The 23,907-nt window shown below is 71.3% G+C and carries 24 protein-coding genes; 13 read left to right on the forward strand and 11 right to left on the reverse strand.

The genetic code is table 11. From position 1 onward, the window contains the following. Window positions 1-2: 2 nt before the first annotated feature. On the reverse strand, window positions 3-371 hold the full coding sequence (locus ACIGO8_RS15885; protein WP_399729848.1) for a YbjQ family protein: 369 nt from the start codon (window positions 369-371) through the stop codon (window positions 3-5). 214 nt (window positions 372-585) lie between these two features. Here ACIGO8_RS15885 and ACIGO8_RS15890 point away from each other — a divergent pair, with 214 nt between their 5' ends. Next, complete coding sequence (locus ACIGO8_RS15890) at window positions 586-1,308, forward strand: DedA family protein (protein WP_399729851.1); 723 nt, start codon at window positions 586-588, stop codon at window positions 1,306-1,308. Window positions 1,309-1,413: 105 nt separating this feature from the next. Here ACIGO8_RS15890 and ACIGO8_RS15895 read toward each other — a convergent pair whose 3' ends face one another. Continuing rightward, window positions 1,414-3,072, reverse strand: a complete 1,659-nt coding sequence (locus ACIGO8_RS15895; protein WP_399730106.1) for a threonine/serine exporter ThrE family protein — start codon at window positions 3,070-3,072, stop codon at window positions 1,414-1,416. Between the two features lie 137 nt (window positions 3,073-3,209). Beyond that, window positions 3,210-3,701, reverse strand: a complete 492-nt coding sequence (locus tag ACIGO8_RS15900; protein ID WP_128984413.1) for an inorganic diphosphatase — start codon at window positions 3,699-3,701, stop codon at window positions 3,210-3,212. Window positions 3,702-3,806: 105 nt separating this feature from the next. Here ACIGO8_RS15900 and dacB point away from each other — a divergent pair, with 105 nt between their 5' ends. From dacB to ACIGO8_RS15935, 7 genes are all read left to right on the forward strand, one after another. After that, the gene (gene dacB / locus ACIGO8_RS15905; RefSeq protein WP_399729854.1) at window positions 3,807-5,318 is read left to right on the forward strand and encodes a D-alanyl-D-alanine carboxypeptidase/D-alanyl-D-alanine-endopeptidase; all 1,512 of its coding nucleotides are present in this window, start codon (window positions 3,807-3,809) and stop codon (window positions 5,316-5,318) included. Window positions 5,319-5,378: 60 nt separating this feature from the next. Then, the gene (locus ACIGO8_RS15910) at window positions 5,379-6,527 is read left to right on the forward strand and encodes a zinc-dependent metalloprotease (protein WP_399729857.1); all 1,149 of its coding nucleotides are present in this window, start codon (window positions 5,379-5,381) and stop codon (window positions 6,525-6,527) included. Window positions 6,528-6,723: 196 nt separating this feature from the next. Beyond that, window positions 6,724-7,773 carry a tRNA lysidine(34) synthetase TilS gene (gene tilS / locus ACIGO8_RS15915; RefSeq protein ID WP_399729860.1) on the forward strand — a complete coding sequence of 350 codons (1,050 nt, stop codon included), beginning with the start codon at window positions 6,724-6,726 and terminating at the stop codon, window positions 7,771-7,773. A gap of 42 nt (window positions 7,774-7,815) precedes the next feature. Next, on the forward strand, window positions 7,816-8,355 hold the full coding sequence (gene hpt, locus ACIGO8_RS15920; RefSeq protein WP_132917781.1) for a hypoxanthine phosphoribosyltransferase: 540 nt from the start codon (window positions 7,816-7,818) through the stop codon (window positions 8,353-8,355). A 166-nt stretch (window positions 8,356-8,521) separates the two neighbouring features. Continuing rightward, window positions 8,522-10,546, forward strand: a complete 2,025-nt coding sequence (gene ftsH, locus ACIGO8_RS15925; protein ID WP_399729863.1) for an ATP-dependent zinc metalloprotease FtsH — start codon at window positions 8,522-8,524, stop codon at window positions 10,544-10,546. Between the two features lie 99 nt (window positions 10,547-10,645). Next, window positions 10,646-11,251: a GTP cyclohydrolase I FolE gene (gene folE / locus ACIGO8_RS15930; protein ID WP_399729866.1), complete on the forward strand. Its 606-nt coding sequence runs from the start codon at window positions 10,646-10,648 to the stop codon at window positions 11,249-11,251. A 71-nt stretch (window positions 11,252-11,322) separates the two neighbouring features. Next, the gene (locus ACIGO8_RS15935) at window positions 11,323-12,315 is read left to right on the forward strand and encodes a hypothetical protein (RefSeq protein ID WP_399729868.1); all 993 of its coding nucleotides are present in this window, start codon (window positions 11,323-11,325) and stop codon (window positions 12,313-12,315) included. Between the two features lie 222 nt (window positions 12,316-12,537). On the opposite strand, the gene ACIGO8_RS15940 is transcribed toward ACIGO8_RS15935, so the two are convergent. The 7 genes from ACIGO8_RS15940 to ACIGO8_RS15970 all read right to left on the reverse strand — a co-directional run bounded on the left by ACIGO8_RS15940 (window position 12,538) and on the right by ACIGO8_RS15970 (window position 17,778). Continuing rightward, window positions 12,538-12,732 carry a hypothetical protein gene (locus tag ACIGO8_RS15940; RefSeq protein ID WP_399729870.1) on the reverse strand — a complete coding sequence of 65 codons (195 nt, stop codon included), beginning with the start codon at window positions 12,730-12,732 and terminating at the stop codon, window positions 12,538-12,540. A gap of 54 nt (window positions 12,733-12,786) precedes the next feature. Continuing rightward, a complete protein-coding gene (locus ACIGO8_RS15945; RefSeq protein ID WP_399729872.1) occupies window positions 12,787-13,275 on the reverse strand; it encodes a DUF3180 domain-containing protein in 489 nt (162 codons plus the stop codon). A 49-nt stretch (window positions 13,276-13,324) separates the two neighbouring features. Beyond that, a complete protein-coding gene (gene folK, locus ACIGO8_RS15950) occupies window positions 13,325-13,924 on the reverse strand; it encodes a 2-amino-4-hydroxy-6-hydroxymethyldihydropteridine diphosphokinase (RefSeq protein ID WP_399729874.1) in 600 nt (199 codons plus the stop codon). After that, complete coding sequence (folB, locus tag ACIGO8_RS15955; RefSeq protein ID WP_356698728.1) at window positions 13,921-14,280, reverse strand: dihydroneopterin aldolase; 360 nt, start codon at window positions 14,278-14,280, stop codon at window positions 13,921-13,923. Before folB ends, folK begins: the two co-directional genes overlap by 4 nt. Window positions 14,281-14,446: 166 nt before the next feature. Beyond that, a complete protein-coding gene (locus ACIGO8_RS15960) occupies window positions 14,447-14,845 on the reverse strand; it encodes a nuclear transport factor 2 family protein (protein ID WP_399730111.1) in 399 nt (132 codons plus the stop codon). Window positions 14,846-14,907: 62 nt separating this feature from the next. Continuing rightward, the gene (folP, locus tag ACIGO8_RS15965) at window positions 14,908-15,768 is read right to left on the reverse strand and encodes a dihydropteroate synthase (RefSeq protein ID WP_399729877.1); all 861 of its coding nucleotides are present in this window, start codon (window positions 15,766-15,768) and stop codon (window positions 14,908-14,910) included. A gap of 165 nt (window positions 15,769-15,933) precedes the next feature. Beyond that, complete coding sequence (locus ACIGO8_RS15970) at window positions 15,934-17,778, reverse strand: phosphatidylglycerol lysyltransferase domain-containing protein (RefSeq protein ID WP_399729881.1); 1,845 nt, start codon at window positions 17,776-17,778, stop codon at window positions 15,934-15,936. Window positions 17,779-17,951: 173 nt separating this feature from the next. On the opposite strand from ACIGO8_RS15970, the gene ACIGO8_RS15975 reads away from it, so the two are divergent. After that, complete coding sequence (locus ACIGO8_RS15975) at window positions 17,952-19,064, forward strand: alpha/beta hydrolase (RefSeq protein WP_399729883.1); 1,113 nt, start codon at window positions 17,952-17,954, stop codon at window positions 19,062-19,064. Here ACIGO8_RS15975 and ACIGO8_RS15980 read toward each other — a convergent pair. After that, a complete protein-coding gene (locus ACIGO8_RS15980) occupies window positions 19,051-20,064 on the reverse strand; it encodes an ABC transporter ATP-binding protein (protein ID WP_399729886.1) in 1,014 nt (337 codons plus the stop codon). The genes ACIGO8_RS15975 and ACIGO8_RS15980 overlap by 14 nt on opposite strands. A gap of 141 nt (window positions 20,065-20,205) precedes the next feature. On the opposite strand from ACIGO8_RS15980, the gene ACIGO8_RS15985 reads away from it, so the two are divergent. From ACIGO8_RS15985 to ACIGO8_RS16000, 4 genes are all read left to right on the forward strand, one after another. Next, window positions 20,206-20,901, forward strand: a complete 696-nt coding sequence (locus ACIGO8_RS15985) for an ABC transporter permease (protein ID WP_399729889.1) — start codon at window positions 20,206-20,208, stop codon at window positions 20,899-20,901. Further along, complete coding sequence (locus ACIGO8_RS15990; protein ID WP_399729891.1) at window positions 20,898-21,569, forward strand: ABC transporter permease; 672 nt, start codon at window positions 20,898-20,900, stop codon at window positions 21,567-21,569. Before ACIGO8_RS15985 ends, ACIGO8_RS15990 begins: the two co-directional genes overlap by 4 nt. Window positions 21,570-21,573: 4 nt before the next feature. Next, complete coding sequence (locus ACIGO8_RS15995; RefSeq protein ID WP_399729894.1) at window positions 21,574-22,572, forward strand: ABC transporter substrate-binding protein; 999 nt, start codon at window positions 21,574-21,576, stop codon at window positions 22,570-22,572. A gap of 130 nt (window positions 22,573-22,702) precedes the next feature. Further along, on the forward strand, window positions 22,703-23,806 hold the full coding sequence (locus tag ACIGO8_RS16000; RefSeq protein ID WP_399729897.1) for a hypothetical protein: 1,104 nt from the start codon (window positions 22,703-22,705) through the stop codon (window positions 23,804-23,806). The last annotated feature ends 101 nt before the right edge of the window (window positions 23,807-23,907 follow it).

A 23,907-nucleotide genomic window follows, 5' to 3' on the forward strand; every position in this document is an offset into this window, starting at 1 on the left:
GGTCAGGGGCGCGGCGCGATGACCACGGCCGTGCCGTAGGCGCACACCTCGGTGCCCACGTCGGCGGCCGCCGTGACGTCGAAGCGGAACATCAGCACCGCGTTCGCGCCGCGCGCCTTCGCCTGCTCCACCAGCCGGTCCATCGCCTGGTTACGGGTCTCCACCAGGGTCTTCGTCAGGCCCTTCAGCTCTCCGCCGACCATCGACTTCAGGCCCGCGCCGATCTGGCTGCCCAGGTGCCGGGACCGCACGGTCAGCCCGAAGACCTCGCCGATCACCTGCTGCACCTGGTAGCCGGGTACGTCGTTGGTCGTGACCACCAGCACGTCCGACGGGGACGTCTGGCCGCCGCCGTAGTCGTCGATGCCCATGCGCATCCACCTCCTGGCCCACAGCCTGGGGCCCGGCGGGACCGGCCGCATCCCGACAAAGCCCGATCGGAGCCCGGTCGGAGCCCGGTCGGAGGCCGGTCGGAGGCCGGTCGGAGCCGGGTGGAACCCGGCGGGTTCACCTCGCGTTGATAGCTTGGGGCGCCAGTCCCGTACGACATCCCCCGCCCCCACCGACCGCAGGAGCCCGGAACCCGTGAACACGCTTGCCCTCGGACCGAGCTGGCTGGACCCGGACTATCTGATCCAGACCTTTGGTCTGATCGGTGTCCTCGTCATCGTCTTCGCCGAGTCCGGACTGCTCATCGGCTTCTTCCTGCCCGGTGACTCGCTGCTCTTCACCACCGGCCTGCTCGTCACCACCGGCAAGCTGGACTATCCGCTGTGGATGGTGTGCACGCTGGTGGTCGCCGCCGCGGTCATCGGCGACCAGGTGGGCTATCTCTTCGGCCGCAAGGTCGGCCCGGCCCTCTTCAAGCGCCCCGACTCCAAGCTCTTCAAGCAGGAGAACGTCGAGAAGGCGCACGAGTTCTTCGAGAAGCACGGCCCGAAGTCGCTGATCCTGGCCCGTTTCGTGCCGATCGTCCGCACGTTCACGCCGATCATCGCCGGCGTCAGCCGGATGAACTACCGCTCCTTCATCACGTTCAACGTCATCGGCGGCCTGCTGTGGGGCGCGGGCGTGACGCTGCTGGGCTCCGCGCTCGGCAAGGTCGAGTTCGTCCACAAGCACATCGAGCTGATCCTGGTCGCCATCGTGCTGATCTCGGTGATCCCGGTCGCCGTCGAGCTGCTGCGGGCCCGCTCCCAGTCCAAGAAGAACCCCGGCAACGGCAACGGCGGCGGCGACGGCGGCCACCACGACGGCCCCGGCACCCCGAACCCGCCGGCCGAGCGCGGCCGCCACGCCAAGCGCTGACCCGGCCCCCGGCCGGGCCTGAGGCGCCCCGGCCCGGCCCTCGGGCCTTGGGCCCGGCCCGGCCCCCGGACCTCGGGCCCGGCCCTCAGGCCTTGGGCCCGGGCCTCAGAAGCCCCTCGTCCGCTTCGCCGCGCGGCGCGCCGCCGCCGCGCGCGGAGCCTGCATGAACAGCCGGGCCAGCTCGCCACCCAGGTTCACCCCGATCGCGATCGCCAGCGCCAGGGCCGCCGCCTTCGCCAGCGAGGTGAAGCCGTCGTCCAGGTTGTTCTGGGCGATCGCGAGCACCCCGAAGTACGTCGCGGAACCAGGCAGCAGCGGACCGATCGCCGCCGTCACGTACGGCAGCGACGACGTGTGGTGATAGCGGGCGATCAGCTGCCCGAACAGACCCACCAGACCCGCCGCCACCGCCGTCGCCATCACCGCGGAACCGTCCGCCGTCACCGCGATCGACGCGTAGATCACCCACGCCACACCGCCGTTCAGCGTCGCGAACAGCACCGTCGCCCGCGACTGCTGCAACAGGATCGCGAAGGTCGCGCACAGCACCATCGACGCCACGATCTGCGTCACCGGCCGCTCGACCGGCTTCAGCGCCCCCTCCGGATTGAGCTCGGCGCCGAACTGCACCGCCAGGTACAGCACCGACAGCACGCCCACCACGATCGCCACGAAGAAGTAGCCGACCTCCAGGAGCCGCGCCGAGGCCGTGATGTAGAAACCGGTCAGACCGTCCTGCACCGCCGCCACCAGCGCCCGCCCCGGGATCAGCGCGAACAGGCCACCCGTGATCACCGCCGACGGCCGCAGATCCGTGTGCAGCAGCGTCAGCGCCACACCCACCGCCGCCGGCGGCATCGCCGCCACCAGGAACTGGTAGAACTCCGGCAGCCCGCGCCCCGCGCACAGCCACGCCAGCCGGTCGCCCAGCATCGCGCCCAGCGCCGCCACCACGAACACCGTCAGACCGCCGCCGAGCAGCACCGACGCCGCCCCGGCGAGGACCCCGGCCGCGCCCGTCAGGACCCAGCCCGGATACGGGTGCCGGTTGCGCCGGATCTCCGCCAGCCGCCGGTAGGCGTCCTCCGCCGACACGTCGTGGTCCGGGTCGTTGATGTCCGCCAGCAGCTGGTAGACCGCCTCCAGCCGGGTGTAGTCCGTGCCCCGGCGCCGTACCGTACGGTTCGCCGTCACCGGATCGTCCACCAGCGACGGCTGGTACGTGATCGACAGCAGCGTGAACGTCACCGTCGGCTCGCAGCGGTCCAGACCGTACGACCGGCAGATCGCGAACATCGCCGCCTCGACGTCCTCCGCGCCCTGACCGCCCGCGAGCAGCAGCTCGCCGATACGCAAGGTCAGGTCCAGCACGCGCGGCACCGGCGGCCCGCCCTCGTCCGCCTTCCGGACCGACTCCGGCACCGGCCGCTCACCCACCGGCAGCCGCAGCATCGTCCGCATCCGGTCCTGCCACGGCGCGTCCTGCGACATCCTGACCAGCGGTATCCCGTGCGCGGGAGTGAAAGCGGGCGGAGACGTCTTCGCCGAGTAGGTCGACGGAGGCGCGAAGGCGGAACCTTCCTGCTCCGGCGGCGGCTCCGGCGCCAGGCCCTCCGGCAGCGCGAACTCGGAGGTCGGATGCTCCTCCTCCGGCGGCTCGGGCGGCTCCACCCCGGGCGGCGGGGCGAACGCGCTGCGCGCCTCGTCCGACGGCGGCTTCCGGTCCTCCGGCGCCTCCTCGGGCCCGTCCGGCATCGCCACCACTCTGTTCGCCCTCATTCCGGCCTGCTACCCGCACGTCCCGGCCCCATACGGACCCGGCTGAAGGCCAGTATGGACGCGCGAAGGGCGGCGCACCTCAGCAGGTGCGCCGCCCTCTCACAAGCAGGGATCAAGCCGGCTCAGTGGCCGCCCGACTCCTTGAAGCGCTTGTACGACTTCTCGATCTCGGCCTCGGCCTCGGCGCGGCCGACCCAGTCGGCGCCCTCGACGGACTTGCCCGGCTCCAGGTCCTTGTAGACCTCGAAGAAGTGCTGGATCTCCAGGCGGTCGAACTCGGCCACGTGGTGGATGTCGCGCAGGTGCTCCATGCGCGGGTCGGTCGCCGGGACGCACAGCAGCTTGTCGTCGCCGCCGGCCTCGTCCGTCATGCGGAACATGCCGATGGCGCGGCACTTGATCAGGCAGCCCGGGAACGTCGGCTCGTCCAGGATGACCAGCGCGTCCAGCGGGTCGCCGTCCTCGCCCAGCGTGTTCTCGACGAAGCCGTAGTCCGTCGGGTAGGCCGTCGACGTGAAGAGACGGCGGTCCAGGCGGATCCGACCGGTCTCGTGGTCGACCTCGTACTTGTTCCGCGACCCCTTCGGGATCTCGATGGTGACGTCGAACTCCACGGGTGGATCTCCTCCTGAATCAACACATGTCAATGCTCGCGACGACGCGCGGTGGTTAAGTGTCCCTCACGCAGGGTCCTGATCGCGAAAGGGGCTGGTCATCACATGCCGGAGCCGAGAACCTGGCAGCTCGCGGCGGGCTCCGCCGTACTCGGTCTGGCCCTGGCCGCCGGAGCGGTGGCCGCGGCCGGCCCGTGGGACAACGGTCAGCGTAAGGCCGAGCGGGCCCGCGCGGTCGCCGCCGGAACGACAGGTGGCGCACATCACGCCGCCGCCCCCGCCGCCGGGCCCCGCCGCCCGGCCCCCGCACCCAGCGCTCCCGGCGTCCTGCCCGCCCTCGGCGTCCCCGCCGGACCCGACGCGCCCGGCACCCCACAGACCACCCGCGCGGGTGACGACCTCGCCGCCGTCCTCGTCCCCCTGCTCGGCGACCCCGGCCTCGGCCCGCTGCGCACCGCCTCCGTCGTCGACGCCACCACCGGCCGACAGCTCTACGGCGAAGGCGCCACCACCCCGATGACACCCGCCTCCACCGTCAAGATCGCCACCGCCACCGCCGCGCTCTCCGCCCTCGGCCCCGACCACCGCATCGCCACCACCACCCTCGCCGGTCCCGACGGCCGCACCGTCACCCTCGTCGGCGGCGGCGACCCCACCCTCGACCGGGCCCGCCTCAAGACGCTCGCCGACGCCACCGCCCGCGCCCTCAAGGCCCGCGGCGCCACCGCACCCGTCCGCCTCACGTACGACACCAGCCTCTACCAGGGCCCCGCGCTCCACCCCATCGGACCCAACGAGAACCTCGCGCCCGTCAGCGCCCTCATGACCCGCGAAGGCCGCCTCGACGACAGCCGCAGCGGTCCCGCCCCGCGCGCCGCCGACCCGGCCGCCGACACCGCCGGCACCTTCGCCGGCCTCCTCGCCGACGCCGGAATCACCGTCGAGGGCGCCCCCGCACCCGGCAAGGCGCCCAAGACCGCCGCGAACGGCAAGACCGCCACGAACGGCAAGGCCGCCCTGGGCGACAAGACCGCCCTCCTCGCCCGTACCGACTCCGCGCCCCTCGCCGACCTCGTCGAACGCACCCTCACCCACAGCGACAACGACCTCGCCGAAGCCCTCGCCCGGCAGACCGCCCTCGCCCGCAAACAGCCCGCCAGCTTCGCCGGCGCCGGCAAAGCCGTCCACGACGAACTCGCCCGCCTCGGCCTGCCCCTCGCCGGAGCCCGCTTCACCGACGGCAGCGGCCTCGACCGGCGCGACCGCGTCTCCGCCGCCCTCCTCACCGGCATCCTCACCCGAGCGGCCGACCCCGCCCGCCCCACCCTGCGCCCCGTCCTCACCGGACTGCCCGTCGGCGGCTTCAGCGGCACCCTCGCCACCCGCTTCGACAGCACCGACGCCGCACCCGGCGCCGGCCTCGTCCGCGCCAAGACCGGCACCCTGACCGGCGTCAACACCCTCGCCGGCACCGTCGTCACCGCCGACGGCCGGCTCCTCGCCTTCGCCTTCCTCGCCGGCCGGACCAGCTCGCCCGACACCGCCCAGGCCGCCCTCGACCGGCTCTCCGCCGCCCTCGCCGCCGGCCCGGCGAAACGACCCACGCCACGCCCCTGACCCCGGCGAATACTCGCCCGAACCCTCACCGAACGGGCGTCGAGAACGTACGGTTGACGCATGACGAGCATCGGTGGTGCAGGCACATCGGGGATGGTCGACTGGAATCTCGCCGTCGCGACGGCGACCCGCCTGGTACGCCCGGGCCCCGAAGTGAGCCGCGACGAGGCCCGCGCCGTCGTCGCCGAGCTCCGCAAACACGCCAAAGCCGCCGAGGCACACGTCCGCGGCTACACCCGCATGATCCCCGAGGACCGCGACCCCGCCGAAACCCCCGACACGCCCGTCCTCGTCGTCGACCGGGCCGGCTGGATCAAGGCCAACGTCGCCGGCTTCCGCGAACTGCTCTCCCCGCTCCTCGAGAAGATGCGCGAACGCCGCGCCACCACCCCGGGCGGCACCGTCCTCAGCGCCGTCGGCGGCAAGGTCACCGGCGTCGAACTCGGCATGCTCCTGTCGTTCCTCGCCTCCCGCATCCTCGGCCAGTACGAGACCTTCGCGCCCGCCACCCGCGAGCTGCCCGCCGGCACCGAAGGCGGCGGACGCCTCCTCCTCGTCGCCCCCAACATCGTCCACGTCGAACGCGAGCTCGACGTCTCCCCGCACGACTTCCGCCTCTGGGTCTGCCTCCACGAGGAGACCCACCGCACCCAGTTCACCGCCGTCCCCTGGCTCCGCGACCACCTCCAGGGCGAGATCCAGTCATTCCTCGCCGCCACCGACGTCGACCCCTCCACCGTCGTCGAACGCCTCCGCGAAGCCGCCCAGACCCTCGTCGGCGGCCGGCCCGAAGGAGAAGAGGGCGAACCCGCCCCCTCCCTCGTCGAACTCGTCCAGACCCCCGAACAGCGCGAGATCCTCGGCCGCCTCACCGCCGTCATGTCCCTCCTCGAAGGCCACGCCGACCACGTCATGGACGGCGTCGGACCCGACGTCGTGCCCTCCGTCACCGAGATCCGCGAGAAGTTCCAGCAGCGCCGCGCCCGCGGTGCCTCCCGCCTCGACCTCGCCCTGCGCCGCCTCCTCGGCCTCGACGCCAAGCTCCGCCAGTACCGCGACGGCGAACGCTTCGTCCGCGGCGTCGTCGACCAGGTCGGCATGGACGGCTTCAACCGCGTCTGGACCTCGCCCAACACCCTCCCCACCAAGGCCGAGATCGCCCAACCGGCCGACTGGGTGGCGAGGGTGCACCGTAAGGCAGACTCCTGAGACAGGTGCGTCGGATGACGAAAGAACACCCCACCAATCACCCATCCGAGGGACCGTAGACGGCGGGTGAGGCGTGCAATGCTCGGCTAACGGCCAGGTTCTGTCACCATCGACGCACTCTCAGTGACCGAACCCCCACTTCCGACCGTTAAGACACCGACCGAGGCACCCACACACACCACGAAGGGCACCGGACATGGGTCCCCATCCTGCGGTCGCGGCGATACGCCTGGCGGTCCGCCGCGTACTCCACGACGTCCTCACCGAGCACACCACCACCGGCCCCGACGGCACCCGCGCCGACGGCACCCGCCCCGACGACACAGGCCGCCCACGCCCCCTCGTGCTCGTCGCCTGCTCCGGCGGCGCCGACTCCATGGCACTCGCCTCCGCGCTCGCCTTCGAAGCCCGCAAACTCGACCTCCGCGCCGGCGGCATCACCGTCGACCACGGCCTCCAGACCGGCTCCGAACAGCGCGCCCGCGAAGTCGCCGACCGCATGACCGCCCTCGGCCTCGACCCCGTCGAAGCCGTCGCCGTCACCGTCGGCCGCGACGGCGGACCCGAAGCCGCCGCCCGCGACGCCCGCTACGCCGCCCTCGACGCCGCCGCCGAACGCCACGGCGCCACCGCCATCCTGCTCGGCCACACCCGCGACGACCAGGCCGAAACCGTCCTCCTCGGCCTCGCCCGCGGCTCCGGCATCCGCTCCCTCTCCGGCATGGCCGCCGTCTCCGGCACCGCACGCCGCTACCGCCGCCCCTTCCTGGAGCTCGACCGGCAGACCGTACGCAAGGCCTGCATCGCCCAGGAACTCGCCGTCTGGGACGACCCGCACAACACCGACCCCGCCTACACCCGCTCCCGGCTCCGCCACGAAGGCCTCCCCGCCCTCGAGAAAGCCCTCGGCAAAGGCGTCGTCGAAGCCCTCGCCCGCACCGCCCAGCTCTCCCGCGACGACGCCGACGCCCTCGACTCCTGGGCCGCCGACGCCGAGGCCGCCGTACGCGACGAAGCCGGCCGCCTCGAATGCGCCAAGCTCCACGGACTCCCGCCCGCCGTCCGCCGCCGCGTCCTGCGCCGCGCCGTCATCGCCGAAGGCGCACCCGCCGGCTCCCTCTTCGCCCGCCACATCGAAGAGGTCGACCGGCTCATCACCGGCTGGCGCGGCCAAGGAGCCATCAACCTGCCCGGCCGCGTCGAGGCACGCCGCCAGGGTGGCAGACTGGTCATTCGGCAAGGCTGACGCAAGGCTGCAACGAAAGTGACCCGGGTGAACGAGAAGGACATGGGCACCGACCTCAAGTCGGTGCTCATCACCAAGGAAGAGATCGACGCGAAGCTGGCCGAGCTGGCCGCGAAGATCGACGCGGAGTACGCGGGCAAGGACCTGCTCATCGTCGGCGTCCTCAAGGGCGCCGTGATGGTGATGGCGGACCTGGCGCGCGCGCTGTCCACCCCCGTCACCATGGACTGGATGGCCGTCTCCTCCTACGGAGCCGGCACCCAGTCCTCCGGCGTGGTCCGCATCCTCAAGGACCTCGACACCGACATCAAGGGCAAGCACGTCCTGATCGTCGAGGACATCATCGACTCGGGCCTGACCCTGTCCTGGCTCCTGTCCAACCTCGGCTCCCGCGAGCCGGCCTCCCTGGAGGTCTGCACCCTCCTGCGCAAGCCGGACGCCGCCAAGGTCGCCATCGACGTCAAGTGGATCGGCTTCGACATCCCCAACGAGTTCGTCGTCGGATACGGCCTGGACTACGCCGAGAAGTACCGCAACCTCCCCTTCGTCGGCACCCTCGCCCCGCACGTCTACGGCGGCTGACACAACAGCCGGCACAGGGAACCCGCCCCGTCTTCCCTCCGTTGAAGCAAGGGAAGACGGCCACGGGTGACAATGCTGGGGTACCGTCCGAAGAACAGTTCTTTTCTCACACAGCAGCATTTACCTACGGGCAGGAGGGACGGGGCGTCGAGCACGCCCCGTATGGATGGACGTGAAGCGATACTTCCGCGGGCCGGTCATGTGGATCGTGCTGGCCGTCCTCGCCGTGGTCGTGCTGATGCAGGTCGTCGGCTCGTCCGAGGGCTACAAGACGGTGGACACCGGCAAGGTCGTCCAGGCGATCGACAAGAACCAGGTCAAATCCGCAAAGCTCACCACCGGTGACGAGCAGGTCGTCAAGATCGAGCTCACCGACGGCCAGAAGATCGACAAGAGCAGCAAGGTCCAGGCCAGCTACATCGGCACCCAGGGCGCAGACCTCGCCGACAAGCTCCAGGAGAAGTTCGAGGCCGGGCAGATCAAGGACGGCTACACCGTCTCCCCGGAGAAGCAGTCCCCGTTCCTCTCGGTCCTGCTCTCCCTGCTGCCCTTCGTCCTCATCGTGGTCGTCTTCCTCTTCCTGATGAACCAGATGCAGGGCGGCGGCTCCCGCGTCATGAACTTCGGGAAGTCCAAGGCCAAGCTCATCACCAAGGACACCCCCAAGACGACCTTCGCCGACGTCGCCGGCTCGGACGAGGCGGTCGAGGAACTCCACGAGATCAAGGAATTCCTCCAGGAGCCCGCCAAGTTCCAGGCCGTCGGCGCCAAGATCCCCAAGGGCGTGCTGCTCTACGGCCCGCCCGGAACCGGCAAGACCCTCCTCGCCCGCGCCGTCGCCGGCGAGGCCGGGGTCCCGTTCTACTCGATCTCCGGCTCCGACTTCGTCGAGATGTTCGTCGGCGTCGGCGCCTCCCGCGTCCGCGACCTCTTCGAGCAGGCCAAGGCCAACGCCCCCGCCATCGTCTTCGTCGACGAGATCGACGCCGTCGGCCGCCACCGCGGCGCCGGCCTCGGCGGCGGACACGACGAGCGCGAGCAGACCCTCAACCAGCTCCTTGTCGAGATGGACGGCTTCGACGTCAAGGGCGGCGTCATCCTCATCGCCGCCACCAACCGGCCCGACATCCTCGACCCCGCCCTCCTGCGCCCGGGCCGCTTCGACCGGCAGATCGCCGTCGACCGCCCCGACATGCAGGGCCGCCTGGAGATCCTCAAGGTCCACCAGAAGGGCAAGCCGGTCGCGCCGGACGTCGACCTCGGCGCCGTCGCCCGCCGCACCCCCGGCTTCACCGGCGCCGACCTGTCGAACGTCCTGAACGAAGCGGCCCTCCTGACCGCCCGCTCGGACAAGAAGCTGATCGACAACAAGGCGCTCGACGAGGCGATCGACCGCGTGGTCGCGGGCCCGCAGAAGCGGACCCGGATCATGTCGGACAAGGAGAAGAAGATCACCGCGTACCACGAGGGCGGCCACGCCCTGGTCGCGGCGGCCTCGCCGAACTCCGACCCGGTCCACAAGATCACCATCCTGTCCCGCGGCCGGGCCCTGGGCTACACCATGGTCCTCCCCGACGAGGACAAGTACTCGACCACGCGCAACGAGATGCTCGACCAGCTGGCCTACATGCTGGGCGGCCGCGCCGCCGAGGAACTGGTCTTCCACGACCCGACCACCGGCGCCGCGAACGACATCGAGAAGGCCACCGCCACGGCCCGCGCGATGGTCACCCAGTACGGCATGACCGAGCGGCTCGGCGCCATCAAGTTCGGCGGCGACAACACCGAGCCCTTCCTCGGCCGTGAGATGGCGCACCAGCGCGACTACTCGGAAGAGGTCGCCGCGCTGGTCGACGAAGAGGTCAAGAAGCTCATCGAGACCGCGCACAACGAGGCCTGGGAGATCCTGGTCGAGAACCGCGACGTCCTCGACAACCTGGTCCTCGCGCTCCTCGAGAAGGAGACCCTGGGCAAGGAGGAGATCGCCGAGATCTTCGCGCCCATCGTCAAGCGCCCGGCCCGCCCGGCCTGGACGGGCTCGGCCCGCCGCACCCCGTCCACCCGCCCGCCGGTCCTCTCCCCGAAGGAGCTGGCCCTGACCAACAGCGCCAACGGCTCCTCCTCGGCGACGACCCCGGTCGACACCACCAAGCCGATCGAGATCGCCCCGGAGGACACCCCGGAGCCGTAGGCTCCACGGGCCCCGGAATGGATGCCACGCCCCCGCAGGTTCTAGCCTGTGGGGGCGCGGCATTTTCGCGCCAAGTCAGACAGACGGAACGAGGCACAGATGACCGACCCGGTGACGCTGGACGGCGAGGGCACGATCGGCGATTTCGACGAGAAGCGCGCCGAGAACGCCGTACGAGAGCTCCTCATCGCGGTCGGCGAGGACCCGGACCGCGAGGGCCTCCGAGAGACGCCGGCGCGCGTGGCGCGGGCGTACAAGGAGCTTTTCGCTGGGCTCTGGCAGAAGCCCGAAGACGTCCTGACGACGACGTTCGATCTCGGGCACGACGAAATGGTGCTCGTGAAGGATATCGAACTGGTATCTCAGTGTGAACATCATTTGCTGCCATTCCATGGCGTAGCTCACATTGGTTACATTCCGGCTGAATCAGGCAAAATTACCGGGCTGTCGAAATTGGCCCGTCTGGTCGATGTCTTTGCCCGCCGCCCGCAGGTTCAGGAGCGCCTGACGACCCAGATCGCCGATTCGCTGATGAGGATTCTCGACGCGCGTGGCGCGATCGTCGTGATCGAGGCCGAGCACATGTGCATGGCGCTGCGTGGCGTCCGCAAGCCCGGGGCGAAAACGACGACCTCGGCGGTACGTGGGCAACTTCGTGACGCTACTACACGAGCCGAGGCTATGTCCCTGATATTGGCCCGTTAGTAGCGAGCTGCCTGCCTTGCTCCATACCGTCCCCGATCAGTGGAGTTGATCGCTGATCAAGGGGGATCGGTATGGGCTACGGGCTTTCCAGCAAGATGCTGGTGAACCTGGTGGACGGCTGCGTCCAGGCGAGGAACGTGGCAGCCGGCAGCGTGACGTGGACGCTGGACGGCGACCGCACGGCGCGGACCGCTGTGGTGGAGGTGGCGTCGGTCAAGGGCCGTCAGGCCGTCGACGTGGTCACGGACCACATGACGTTCACGGCCAGCCCGGATCTGCTGCTGGCGACGCCGGAGGGCTGGACGCACGCGCGGGACGCGGCGGGGGCGGTGATCGCGTGGACGCCCGCGCGGAAGCTTCATCGGGAGCGATTCGCCATCCGGCCGGGATACGAGTTCGGCTACTTCGTCGGCGCCACGTGCGCCGACGGCACGGTCGGCAAGAACTATGTGTCGCTGGTGGTGAACGAGGAGCACTTCGCCACTCGGTACGCGACGGCTCTGACTGCCTGCACCGGGCTTCCCGCGCGGCTGGAGGCGGTGAGCCGCCCTTCGGGCTATCTGAAGCGGAACCTGCGGGGCTTTCGCGTGCGGGTGGTGTCCTCGTTTCTCGCCGATGCGATGCGGCACTACGTTGGCGGAGATGCTCACCACATGCGGCAAAGGTTCCCGCGGGTGGTTCTCCGAGACGTCGACACATTCAGCGGGTTCCTTGACGGATACGTCGAAGGCGACGGTTGCCGGATCAAACAGTGGTCGGGACGGATGATTGTGAGCGCCAACGTTCCGTTCCTAGCCGATCTCGCTCTGATCATCGGAGCACGGTTCACTCCGTCGCGACGTGGCCTGGCCTCACAGCTGTGCATCTCGGACCGCTGGCAAGACCGCGGCACCTTCAGCCCTGAGCGGCACCGCCTGGACCCGCCCGAGCGTTCCTGGGTCCAGGTCCGCGAGGTTCGTCCGCGCCCCGCGGCCGGTGCTAAGCCCTTCACCTTCTACAGCTACCGGCTCGCCCCGCACCCCACCTTTCTGGTCAACGGGCACCTGGTGCGTGAGCCCTGGTAGTGGAGACCATGCCTCGTAGGTGGGTCGCGCTGATGTTGCAGAGTGCGAGTGGGTGACGGGATGAGCATGCGATCGCGTTGATCACTCTGCCGGTGATCACGCCACCGTCCGCCCCGCTCTGGTCTTCGGTCCGGCAGCAGCGGCTCGATCCGCACCCCCTGCGCGTCAGTCAACGGCGCACACCCACAACGACCGGCAGGGCTGGCCGGAGCGGCGCCGGTGTCAGGCGGTCAGCCCAGCACGGAGCCGCCGCACGTCCCGCACGAGCGTGTACGAAGCGCCGAGGAAGATCACAACTCCAGCCACGAGCCAGAGGACCGACGCCCCAGAGCGGTACTCACGAACGGCAAGAACGAGCAGCATCACGCTGGCAAGGACGCCGAAGGCCGAGATCAGAGCGCTGATGCGGTGAGTCATACGGACATCATCAGCGACGACCTCGGCCGGCGGAGGTGATTCGAACGAACGGGCCTAGTTCACGGGGGCGCGGTTCGGGCCGTTGTCGTCCTCGTCCTCCGGGAGCTTGCAGACGTGTTCCAGGAAGAGGGCGGCGGCGATGACGCCGATGGCGGCGAGGACGGAGAAGGCGGCGTAGATGGCCTGGTCGCGGCGGGCCGGGACGTCGAGGGAGCCGAGGAGGAAGACGCCCGTGCCGCCGTACATGCCGGCGACCAGGGCGGCGACGAGGGCGCTGGCCTGGCCGAAGACGACGGCGCGGGCGGCCATCAGGGGTTCGACGCCCTTGGCTCCGGGGCGGCGTTCGCGCTGGGCCTTGAGGCGGGCGCGCAGGGAGAGGGCGGTGGCGGTGAGGACCACGGCGATGGCCGCCAGGACGATGGGTGCGGCGAGCGGCACGCTGGGCAGCGTGCCGACGGCGTCCCACAGGCGGGCGGCGCCCCAGGAGAGGACCCCGGCGGCGATGAACAGTCCGGCGAGAACCTTGAGCCGCAGTTGTTTCACCGGGTGTCCTTCGTGTGGTCCGTGCAGTGGTCTGCCACGAGCCTAACGATTACTCGGGCAGCCGGAGTTCCAGGTCGACGCGCGGCACGATTCCCTCGTGGCCGACGCCGGTGAGGAGGTCGGCGACGGGGCCGTGGCCGGGCAGCTGGGCGGCGGGGTCGACGTCGTGCCAGGGGGCGAGGACGAAGGCGCGCTGGTGGGCGCGCGGGTGGGGGAGGGTGAGGACGGGGTCGTCGGAGACCACGTCGGCGTAGGCCACGATGTCGACGTCGATGGTGCGGGCGCCCCAGCGCTCCTCGCGGACGCGGTGGAAGGCCTCCTCGACGGCGTGGGCCCGCTCCAGGAGGGAGGCGGGCGGGAGGGTGGTCTTCACGAGGAGGACGGCGTTGAGGTACGAGGGCTGGCTGTCGGGGTCGACGCCCCAGGGCTCGGTCTCGTAGACGGGGGAGACGGCCTTGACCCGGAGGCCGGGAGTGTCCTCGAGGGCGTCGACGGCGCCCTGGAGGGTCTCCAGGCGGTTGCCGAGGTTGGCGCCGAGGGCGAGGACGGCCCATTTGGGGTTGGAGAGGGTGACGTCGGCCGCGTCGACGGCGGCGGTCACCGCGGCCGGTACGGGCTGCACGGTGGGGTCGCTGTGCTGGGGCTTCATGCGCGGCTCCGGGTGATGGTGACGGTGACGTCGTCGAAGGGGACGGTGATGGGCGCGTCGGGCTTGTGGACGACGACCTCGACCTCCTGGACGCCGGCGTGCTTGAGGCACTGCTGGGCGATCCGCTCGGCGAGGGTTTCGATGAGGTCGACGGGCTCGCCCTGGACGACGTCCACGACCTCTTCGGCGACCACGCCGTAGTGCACGGTCTTCGTCAGGTCGTCGTCGGCGGCCGCGGCGCGGGTGTCGAGGCCGAGGGTGAGGTCGACGATGAACGTCTGGCCTTCCTCGCGCTCCTTGGGGAAGACGCCGTGGTGGCCTCGGGCCTTGAGGCCGCGCAGCGCGACACGATCCACGCGAATCACTCCTGCTGTCGTAGTTCGGGTGGCCACGCAGCCGGGTGCGGACGGCCGGGTGTCCACCATCGAATCTACCTGCGGGCACCGACAGCCGGACCGAGGGGCTCCGCCGGAGGGCCGGTGCGGGGCGGGTTCACGGCGGGTGAGGGGCGGGTGGAGGGGCTCAGTCGGCGGTGTCGGGCTCGTCTTCGGAGTCGCCTTCGGGGATGACGGGCGAGCCGTGGTGGGACCAGACGCGCCAGCCCTCCGACGTGCGGCGGAAGACGTTGGTGGCGACGACGAGCTGGCCGACGAGGGGTCCGAGTTCGGCGCCGTCCTCGGCGGGTCCGCCGCTGAGGATGTTCTCGGTGCAGGTGACGATCGCCACGTCGTCGGTGAGGGAGATCTCGACGTCGGTGAGGAAGAACTGGATGTAGTCGGTGTTGGCCATGATCAGGGCGTACGAGCGGAGCACCTCGCCGCGGCCGCTGAGGACGGGCCAGCCGGGGTGGACGCAGGAGACGGGTGTGGCGCCGTCGTCGAGCCAGAGTTCGGTGATGCGGTCGAAGTCTCCCTCTTCCATCGCCTCGTAGAAGGCGGTGTTGGCGGCTTCGACGGCCGCCCGGTCGGCCTCGCGGGCGCGGGTCACCTGGCTCCCTCGACGGCTCTGGCGACTCGTACGGCGTCGGCGGTGGCGCGGACCTCGTGGACGCGGACGGCCCAGGCGCCTTCGTGGGCGGCGATGGCGGAGACGGCGGCGGTGGCGGCGTCGCGTTCGCGGGCGGGTGGCGGTGCGGCGCCGTCGTGGGCGAGGACGTGGCCGAGGAAGCGCTTGCGGGAGGCGGCGACGAGGAGGGGCCGGCCGAGGGCGCGCAGCTCGGGGAGGTGGGCGACGAGGGCGAGGTCGTGGGGTGCGAGTTTGGCGAAGCCGAGGCCGGGGTCGACGACGATGCGTTCGGGGGCGATGCCGCCGTCGACGACGGCTTCCATGCGGGTGCGCAGTTCGGTGAGGACTTCGTGGACGACGTCGTCGTAGACGGCGAGGCTGTTCATGTTGTCGCTGAAGCCGCGCCAGTGCATGACGACGAAGGGGACCTCGGCGGCGGCGACGGCGGGGATCATGGCGGGGTCGGCGAGGCCGCCGCTGACGTCGTTGACGAGTACGGCGCCGGCGGCGACGGCCTGGGCGGCGACGGTGGCGCGCATGGTGTCGACGGAGACGGTGACGCCTTCGGCGGCGAGGCCGCGGACGACGGGGATGACGCGGCGGAGTTCTTCGTCCTCGTCGACGCGGGTGGCGCCGGGGCGGGTGGATTCGCCGCCGACGTCGACGAGGTCGGCGCCTTCGGAGACGAGGTCGAGGCCGTGTTTGACGGCGGCCGTGGTGTCGAACCAGCGGCCGCCGTCGGAGAAGGAGTCGGGGGTCACGTTGACCACGCCCATGACCGCGCAGCGGTCCCACTCCGGCAGGCCGAGTGCCGTGCCCCGGCCGATCGTCGTACTCATGCCTCCAGCGTAGGGGGTGCTTTCCGGCCTTGTGCCGTGTGTGCGGCGTCGGGCCGGGCGGAGCCGGGCCGGGCGGGCGCGGCCGGGCGGAGCCGGGCGGGGCGGGCGCTCAGGGCCGGGCCGGGCGGGGCGGGCGCTCAGGGCCGGGCCGGGCGGGGCGGGTGCTCAGGCGGCGCGGATCTCGTGCTCGGTCTGGGAGGGCACGATGTGGGCGCAGGGGTGGGGCTCGGCTGCGCGGCGGCGTCGGGTGAAGGGGCGGGGCAGGGTGAAGTTCACGAAGCCTTCGGCCTGCATGGCGGCGAAGCCGATGCGGGGCAGGTCGCGGCTGGTGCGGTAGACGACGAAGCGGGGTTCCCAGCGTGGCTGGAACTTGGCGTTGAACTTGTAGAGGGACTCGATCTGGAACCAGCGGGAGAGGAAGACGAGGAGTCCGCGCCAGACGCGCAGGACGGGGCCGGCGCCGATCTTCTCGCCGCGGGCGAGGGCGGCCCGGAACATGGCGAAGTTGAGGGAGACGCGTTCGATGCCGAGGCGGGGTGCGTCCTGGAGGGCGGCGACGATGAGGAGCTCGTTCATGCCGGGGTCGGCGCTGCGGTCGCGGCGCATGAGTTCCAGGGACATGCCGTCGGTGCCCCACGGGACGAAGTGGATGATCGCCTTCAGGTCGCCGTAGGGGGAGTCGGCGCTGTCTTCGGGGTCCTCTTTGTGTGCGGTCGCTATGACCGCCTCGCCGTCGCCGGGGCCGCCGATGCGGCCGAGGGCCATGGAGAAGCCGCGTTCGGTGTCGGTGCCGCGCCAGTCCTCGGCGGCGCGGCGGACGCGGGCGAGTTCGCCGTCGCTGAGGTCGGCGACGCGGCGGACCTTGGTGGTGTAGCCGTTCCGTTCGATGCGCTTGACCATCTGGCGTACGTTGCGCATGGCGCGGCCGGAGAGGGAGAAGCCGGCGACGTCGACGACCGCTTCGTCGCCGAGTTCGAGGGCGTCGAGGCCGGTCTCTCGGGTCCAGACCTGGCCGCCGGTCTCGGAGCAGCCCATGACGGCGGGGGTCCAGGAGTGGGCCTTGGCCTCGTCCATGAAGCGTTCGATGGCGCCGGGCCAGGCTTCGACGTCGCCGATGGGGTCGCCGCTGGCGAGCATGACGCCGGAGACGACGCGGTAGCAGACGGCGGCCTTGCCGCTGGGTGAGAAGACGACGCCCTTGTCGCGGCGGAGCGCGAAGTGGCCGAGGGAGTCGCGGGCGCCGTGCTTGTCGAGCAGGGCGCGGAGCTTGGTCTCGTCGTCCTCGGTGAGCCGGGCGGCCGGGTGCTCGGGCCGGAAGGCGAGGTAGATGGTGGTGAGGGCGGTCAGCATGCCGAGGGCGCCGAGGGAGTAGCCGACGGTCCAGTCGGTGCCGCCGGTGTAGGCGACGGGGCCTTCGAAGCCGAACAGGCCGTAGAGGACGTGTTCGAGGCGGTCGGTGAGGCTGGGGCTGCCGATGACGCGGCGCGGGTGGGCGCTGACGATGACGAGGCCGAGGGCGATGGATCCGGCGCCCATGACGACGAAGTTGGCGAGGGCGCGCCAGCGGCTGCGCGGGTCGGGCAGGGCGGCGAACTGGTCGCGGTGCCGGACGAGCAGGGCGAGCAGGGCGAGGGAGAGGACGGCGCCGGTGACGGAGTGGCGCCAGGCGAACTGGGCGAGGGCGCCGAGCGGCAGCAGGACGACGGCGGCGCGCCAGGCGCGGCGCTTGTGGCGCTTGAGGCCGTGGGCGAGGAGCAGCAGCAGGACGCCGGCGCTGAGGGAGAGGGCCGCGGAGAGCGGTCCGAGGGTGCCGGGGAGGACCTCGGCGAGGTTGTGCATGCGGCTGGCGCGGAACCGCGGGAAGACGCCCGCGGCGATGTCGATCAGGCCGATGAGCGTGCAGGCCGTACCGACGAGTGCGGGTACCCGCTCAGGTCGGGGGCCGCGCAGAATCCGTCGTGCGCGACCCGGAACCGATCCGGATTTGTCCCCATCTACCGTGACAGACATCGCTTCCCGTGCTTCCCGTGGCTCCGCGAGAGATCGTTGGTCCGGCAGGGCCACGGCTGGTGTGCGGGCCGTGCCGGAGGTTTGCGCCTTCTAGGACGGAGCAGCGATGGGGCGGGTTCACTCGCTCTCGGGGAAATCTCAGGGAAAAATCAGGAAGAAAGCTCAGACGTCTCATGGGTCTCACCAGCAACAAAGTCCTCGCGGTGGCGGTTGCGCTGGCCGTGGTGCTGTTCGTCGCCACGGTCTGGCTGTGGCCGCGGCTCGCGCGCGGCGGCTGGAGGTCCGTCCTGGGGCGGATCGGGCTGCTGCTCGCCACCCAGCTGGCCCTGTTCGCCTCGGTCGGTCTGGCGGCGAACAAGTCGTTCCTGTTCTACGGCTCGTGGGCGGACCTGTTCGGCCAGGAGCAGGACATGGGTGTGGTCGTGGACCACTCGGCCGGCTCCAGGGACGTGAAGGTCGTCGGCACGCAGGCGCTGGACGTGCCGGGTGCCGGGCGTCCCTCGGTCGGCGGACAGATACAGAAGGTCGTCATAGCGGGCGAGAAGTCGGGGATCGACTCGCCGGCGTACGTGTATCTGCCGCCGGAGTACTTCCAGGCCCGGTACGCGAAGTCGACCTTCCCGGCCTCGGTGGTGCTGACGGGCTATCCGGGCACGGCGGAGAACCTGCTGAAAGGCCTGAAGTACCCGAAGACGGCCTATCAGCAGGCCAAGGACAAGAAGATGCGGCCGATGATCCTGGTGATGCTGCGGCCGACGGTCGCGCCGCCGAGGGACACCGAGTGCGTGAACGTACCGGGCGGCCCGCAGACGGAGACCTTCTTCGCCGAGGACCTGCCGAAGGCGGTCTCGGAGACGTACCGGGTGGGCACGAAGCCGCGGAACTGGGGCTTCATGGGCAACTCGACCGGCGGCTACTGCGCGCTGAAGATCGCGCTGCACCACCCGGACCGCTTCGCGGCGGCCGCAGGCTTCTCGGCGTACTACGACGCGGCCGACGACGTGACGACCGGCGATCTGTTCCACGGCGACAAGGCGGCGCGTAGGCGGGCCGACCTGCTGTGGAGCCTGGGCCATCTGCCGCAGGGGAATTCGTCGTTCCTGGTGACGACGTCGAAGCACGGCGAGGGCAACCTCAAGGGGACGCTCGCCTTCATCAAGAAGGTGAAGGCCCCGGCGAAGGTCTCGTCGATCACGCTGGAGAGCGGCGGCCACAACTTCAACACCTGGAACCGGGAGATCCCGCCGGGCCTGGTGTGGATGAGCGGGCGGCTCAGCGCGAACTGACGCCCTCGTCCTCGGTGCTCGCCCGGTCCGCCGGGTCCGTCGCCTCCGCGGGGCCGGTACGGCGCAGGGCGCGGTGGACGCCCGCGGCGGTGAGCGAGCCGAGCACGCGGCCCGGGTCGTCGGGCGCGTGCACGGTGACCCGTCCGGCGTCGTGCTGGAGCAGCGCGGCGAGGGCGTCCTTGAGGGAGGCGCCGAGCGGGACGGCCGGGCCCGCGTCCGCGGCGGGCCGCTCCAGGTCGGCCTCGGTGACCGGGGTGACGGCGAGCCGGCGCAGGCCGCGGTCCGCGCCGACGAAGTCGGCGACGTACGGGGTGGCCGGGGCGGCGAGCACGGTGGCGGGCGTGTCGAACTGCTCGATGCGGCCCTCTCCGTAGACGGCGATGCGGTCGCCGAGCCGGACCGCCTCCTCCAGGTCGTGGGTGACGAGCAGCACCGTCTTGCGGACGGTGGCCTGGAGGTTCAGGAACTCCGTCTGGAGCCGTTCGCGGACCACCGGGTCGACGGCGCCGAAGGGCTCGTCCATGAGCAGCACGGGCGGGTCGGCGGCGAGCGCCCGGGCCACGCCGACCCGTTGCCGCTGGCCGCCGGAGAGCTGCTCGGGATAGCGGTGCCCGTACGTGCCGGGGTCGAGGCCGACCAGGTCGAGCAGTTCGGCGGCGCGCTCGCGGGCCCTGGCCTTCTTCCAGCCGAGGAGGGCCGGCACGGTGGCGGTGTTGTCGAGGACGGTGCGGTGCGGGAAGAGGCCGACCTGCTGGATGACGTAGCCGATGGTGCGGCGCAGCCGGACCGGGTCGACGGAGGCGACGTCCTCGCCGCCGAGCAGCACGCGGCCCTCGGTGGGTTCGACGAGCCGGTTCACCATCTTCATGGTGGTGGTCTTGCCGCAGCCGGACGGGCCGACGAGCGTGACCAGTTCGCCTTCGGCCACGTCGAAGGAGAGGTCGTCGACGGCGGTGGTGCCGTCCTCGTACCGCTTGGTCACGTGCTCGAACCGGATCATGGTTCCCCATTCTGGCTCTTCGCCGGCCGCGTTGTGTGAAGGAAGTATTTCCACATCGTGGCGGTCCCCGGTGATTGTCGGTGGCGGGCGTTAGGGTCGCCGTCAGACACAGGTTCGGAGCGCTGGCGACGGGGGGTGGGCATGGCCGCGACGAACTGCCTGGTGACGAACGACTGGATCTGCGGCGAGTATCTGCGCACCCGCTCCCAGGAGCTGACCGACGCCACCGTCCAGCATGTGGGAATCACCGCCGTGTCGGTGCTCCTCGGACTCCTCGTCGCCTTCCCGCTCGCCCTGCTCGTGCGGGCGCGGCCGGGATTCGCCGGGCCCGTCCTCGGGCTGACCACCCTGCTCTACACGGTTCCCTCGCTCGCGATGTTCTCGCTGCTCCTGCCCTTCCTGGGGCTGTCGTCGGCGCTGGTCGTGACCGGCCTGGTGCTGTATTCGCTGACGATCCTGGTGCGCGGCATCCTGGCCGGCCTCGCCGCCGTGCCCGCCGAGACCCGGGAGGCCGCGAAGGGCATGGGATACGGCGCGGGCCGGCTGCTGTGGGAGGTCGAACTGCCGCTGGCACTGCCCGCGTTGATGGCCGGCGTCCGGATCGCGACGGTCTCCACGGTCGCGCTCACCACGGTCGGTTCCATCGTCGGCCGCGGCGGCCTGGGCAATCTGATCGAGGACGCGCTGCCCACCTTCTTCAAGGCGCAGGTGCTCGCCGCCTCCGTGCTGTGCGTGCTGCTCGCGATCGTCGCCGACCTGCTGCTCCTCGGCCTGCAGCGGCTCCTCACACCCTGGACCCGGGTCCGGGCCGGGCGGGCGGGAGGTGCCGCGGGATGACGGTCCTCGTGGACGCCTGGAGCTGGCTGACCACCGGCGCCAACTGGTCGGGCGAGAGCGGGGTCTGGCACCGGCTCGCCGAGCACCTGTACGTGAGCGGGGCCGCGCTGCTGCTGGCCTGCGCCGTGGCCCTGCCGCTGGGCCTGTGGCTCGGCCACCTGGGCAAGGGCGGCACGGTCGCCGTCAACGTCTCCAACGCCGGCCGGGCGATCCCGGTCTTCGCGGTGCTCGCCCTGTTCATGCTGTCGCCGCTGCGCAACGCCGGTGACGTGCCCGCGGTGATCGCGCTCGTCCTGTTCGCGATACCGCCGCTGCTCACCCACGCCTACGTGGGCGTGCGGGAGGTCGACCGCGCGGTCGTGGAGGCCGCCCGGGGCATGGGCATGTCCGGCGGACAGCTCTTCCGCGGCGTGGAACTCCCGCTGGCCCGGCCGATGCTGATGGCCGGTCTGCGCTCGGCGGCGGTGCAGGTGGTCGCCACCGCGACGATCGCGGCCATGGTCGGCCAGGGCGGCCTCGGCCGGATCATCACCGCCGGATTCAACACGTACAACACACCGCAGGTGGTCGCCGGCGCTCTGCTCGTGGCCCTGCTCGCCCTCCTCGTGGAGGCACTGCTGGTGGCCGCGGACCGGCTCCTCGGCCGCGGCGGACGACTGAAAGGGTGATCTTGTGAGCAGGACCTTGCGCATCACGGGCGCGGTACTGGGCACGGCGGCGCTGGCCGTCTCGCTGGCCGCGTGCGGCGGCGACAGCCTGGAGAAGTCGAAGGACGCCGGCTCCTCGGCGGGCGGCACGGGCGGCACGGGCGGTACGGGCGGGGCGAAGGGCTCGGTGGTGGTCGGCGCGGCCGCGTTCACCGAGTCGAAGGTGCTCGCCGAGCTGTACGCGCAGGTCCTCGACGACGCCGGATACTCCGCGAGCGTCACCACCGTGAAGAATCGCGAGCTGTACGAACCGTCCCTGGAGAAGGGCGAGATCGACGTCGTGGCGGAATACGCGGCCACGCTCGCGGAATTCCTCAACGCCAAGGTGAACGGCCCGAAGGCCCCCGAGGAGAAGCCGGTCGCCTCCGGCGACCCGGCCGCCACCACCGAGGCGCTGAAGAAGCTCGCCGAGCCGCGCGGCCTGAAGGTGCTCGCGGTCGGCGAGGCCGTCGACCAGAACGCCTTCGCCGTCAGCCGGGAATTCGCCGAGAAGAACAAGCTGAAGACGCTTTCCGATCTCGGCCGCGCGAAGCTCAAGGTGAAGATCGCGGCCGGTGACGAATGCGAGATCCGGCCCTTCTGCGCGCCGGGCCTGAAGAAGACCTACGGGATCGACGTCGCCGGTGTGGACCCCAAGGGAGTCGGCACGCCGCAGGCCAAGCAGGCCGTGAAGGACGGCGTCGACCAGCTCGTCCTGACCACGACCACGGACGCCACCGTGGAGTCCTTCGGACTCGTCTTCCTGCAGGACGACAAGAAGCTGCAGAACGCGGACAACGTGCTGCCCGTCGTCAATGCCAAGGACGCCGGATCCCCGGAGATAGCCGCCGCCCTCGACAAGATCACCAAGGTCCTGACGACGGCGGATCTCGCCGAACTCAACCGCAAGGTGGACGCCGAGCGGGCGAAGCCGCAGGACGTGGCGAAGGCCTATCTGGAGTCGAAGGGGCTGCTCAAGAAGTAGGAGCCGGGCAAGGGGAGTCGGAGGGAATCGCTCCGGATTCGGCGAGGCGCACCCGGCGGCGGCGAGAACTCGCCAAGAGATTGCCGGGGCGGTCCCCCATTCGGCCCCTACGCACGGTAAATTTCAGGCCATGCCACGTGGACGTCACCGCCATTCCCCACCACTGCACAAGCTCCTGCCGCCCTCCGCGGTCGCCGGGGCGTCGGTCGTCTGTGCCGCGGGCGCCTGGCTGATCGGTGACGCCCTGGTGCTGCGGCTGCTCGTCGCGGCCGCGGCGGCCTCGGCCGTCACGGGCGCCGTCCTCATGCGCAGTTGGGACCGCGGCGCGGGCCGCCAGGTCGCCGAGCTGACCCGGGCCCGCGCCGCGGACCAGTGGAAGACCGAGGAGCGGATCGCCGAGCTGGAGTCCGACCTCGAGGAGTCGCGCGAGCTGCGCGCCCGCCTCGACGCCAAGCTGCGCGCCAAGCGCGTCGAGCTGGCCGGCCTGCGCAGCGAGCACGCCGACCTGCTGCGCCGGTACGCCACCGCCGAGACCGAGCGGGCCAGCGCGCTGGAGGGCCGCCGCGTGCTCGCGCTCGAGGCGTCCGCCGCCCCGGAGCCGAAGGCGCTGCCGGCCGCGACCGGTTCCGGCGCGACCGACTCGACCGGCGGGACCGGCGTGAGCCCGGAGGCGTACCGGAAGGCCGCGGAGGCGCTGCGGAACCTGGCGGTGAAGGCGGCGAAGGCGGACAAGGGCCCGGAGGCGGAAGCGGAGGCCGAGGCGACGGCGGAGGCCGCGTCGGACGCCGACGACGAGCCCGAGCCGGAGGCCACCGCGCCTCAGGCATCCCAGCAGCACCAGCAGTCCCAGGCGTCGGAAGCGCCCGAGGCGCCCGAGGTCTCCGAGGCCGAGGTCGCGACGGCGCAGGACGGCCGGCAGCACCTCACGGCCGCCGCCATGCGGCACGTCCCCGCCGCGTCCGCGATCGCCCCGTACGCCTCCCGCCGTCCCGCCCCGCGTCCCACGGGCGGTTTCGACTACTTCGGCACCCAGGGCGCGAAGAAGGCGGCGGCCGCGATCGAGGCCGTGCAGCACGCGGACCTCGCCGACGTGGTGGGCGAGGAGGTCCTCGCCGCCGCGGTCGCCGAGCGGCCCGCCGAACCGCGCGCGATCGGCCAGGTCATCGACCTGACGGCGCACGACGAGACCGAGCAGCTCGACGTGGCGGAACTGCGCGGAGCGGTCAACTCGTAGCCGCCACGTGTGGCGACGGCGAAGGCGCCGGTGGACCAGGTCCACCGGCGCCTTCGCCGTACGAGCAGCCGGGCGCCCCGGCCCCGGGCGCCCCGCGCCGC

It is taken from the genome of Streptomyces sp. NPDC053493 (assembly GCF_044544825.1).
Taxonomy (GTDB): domain Bacteria; phylum Actinomycetota; class Actinomycetes; order Streptomycetales; family Streptomycetaceae; genus Streptomyces.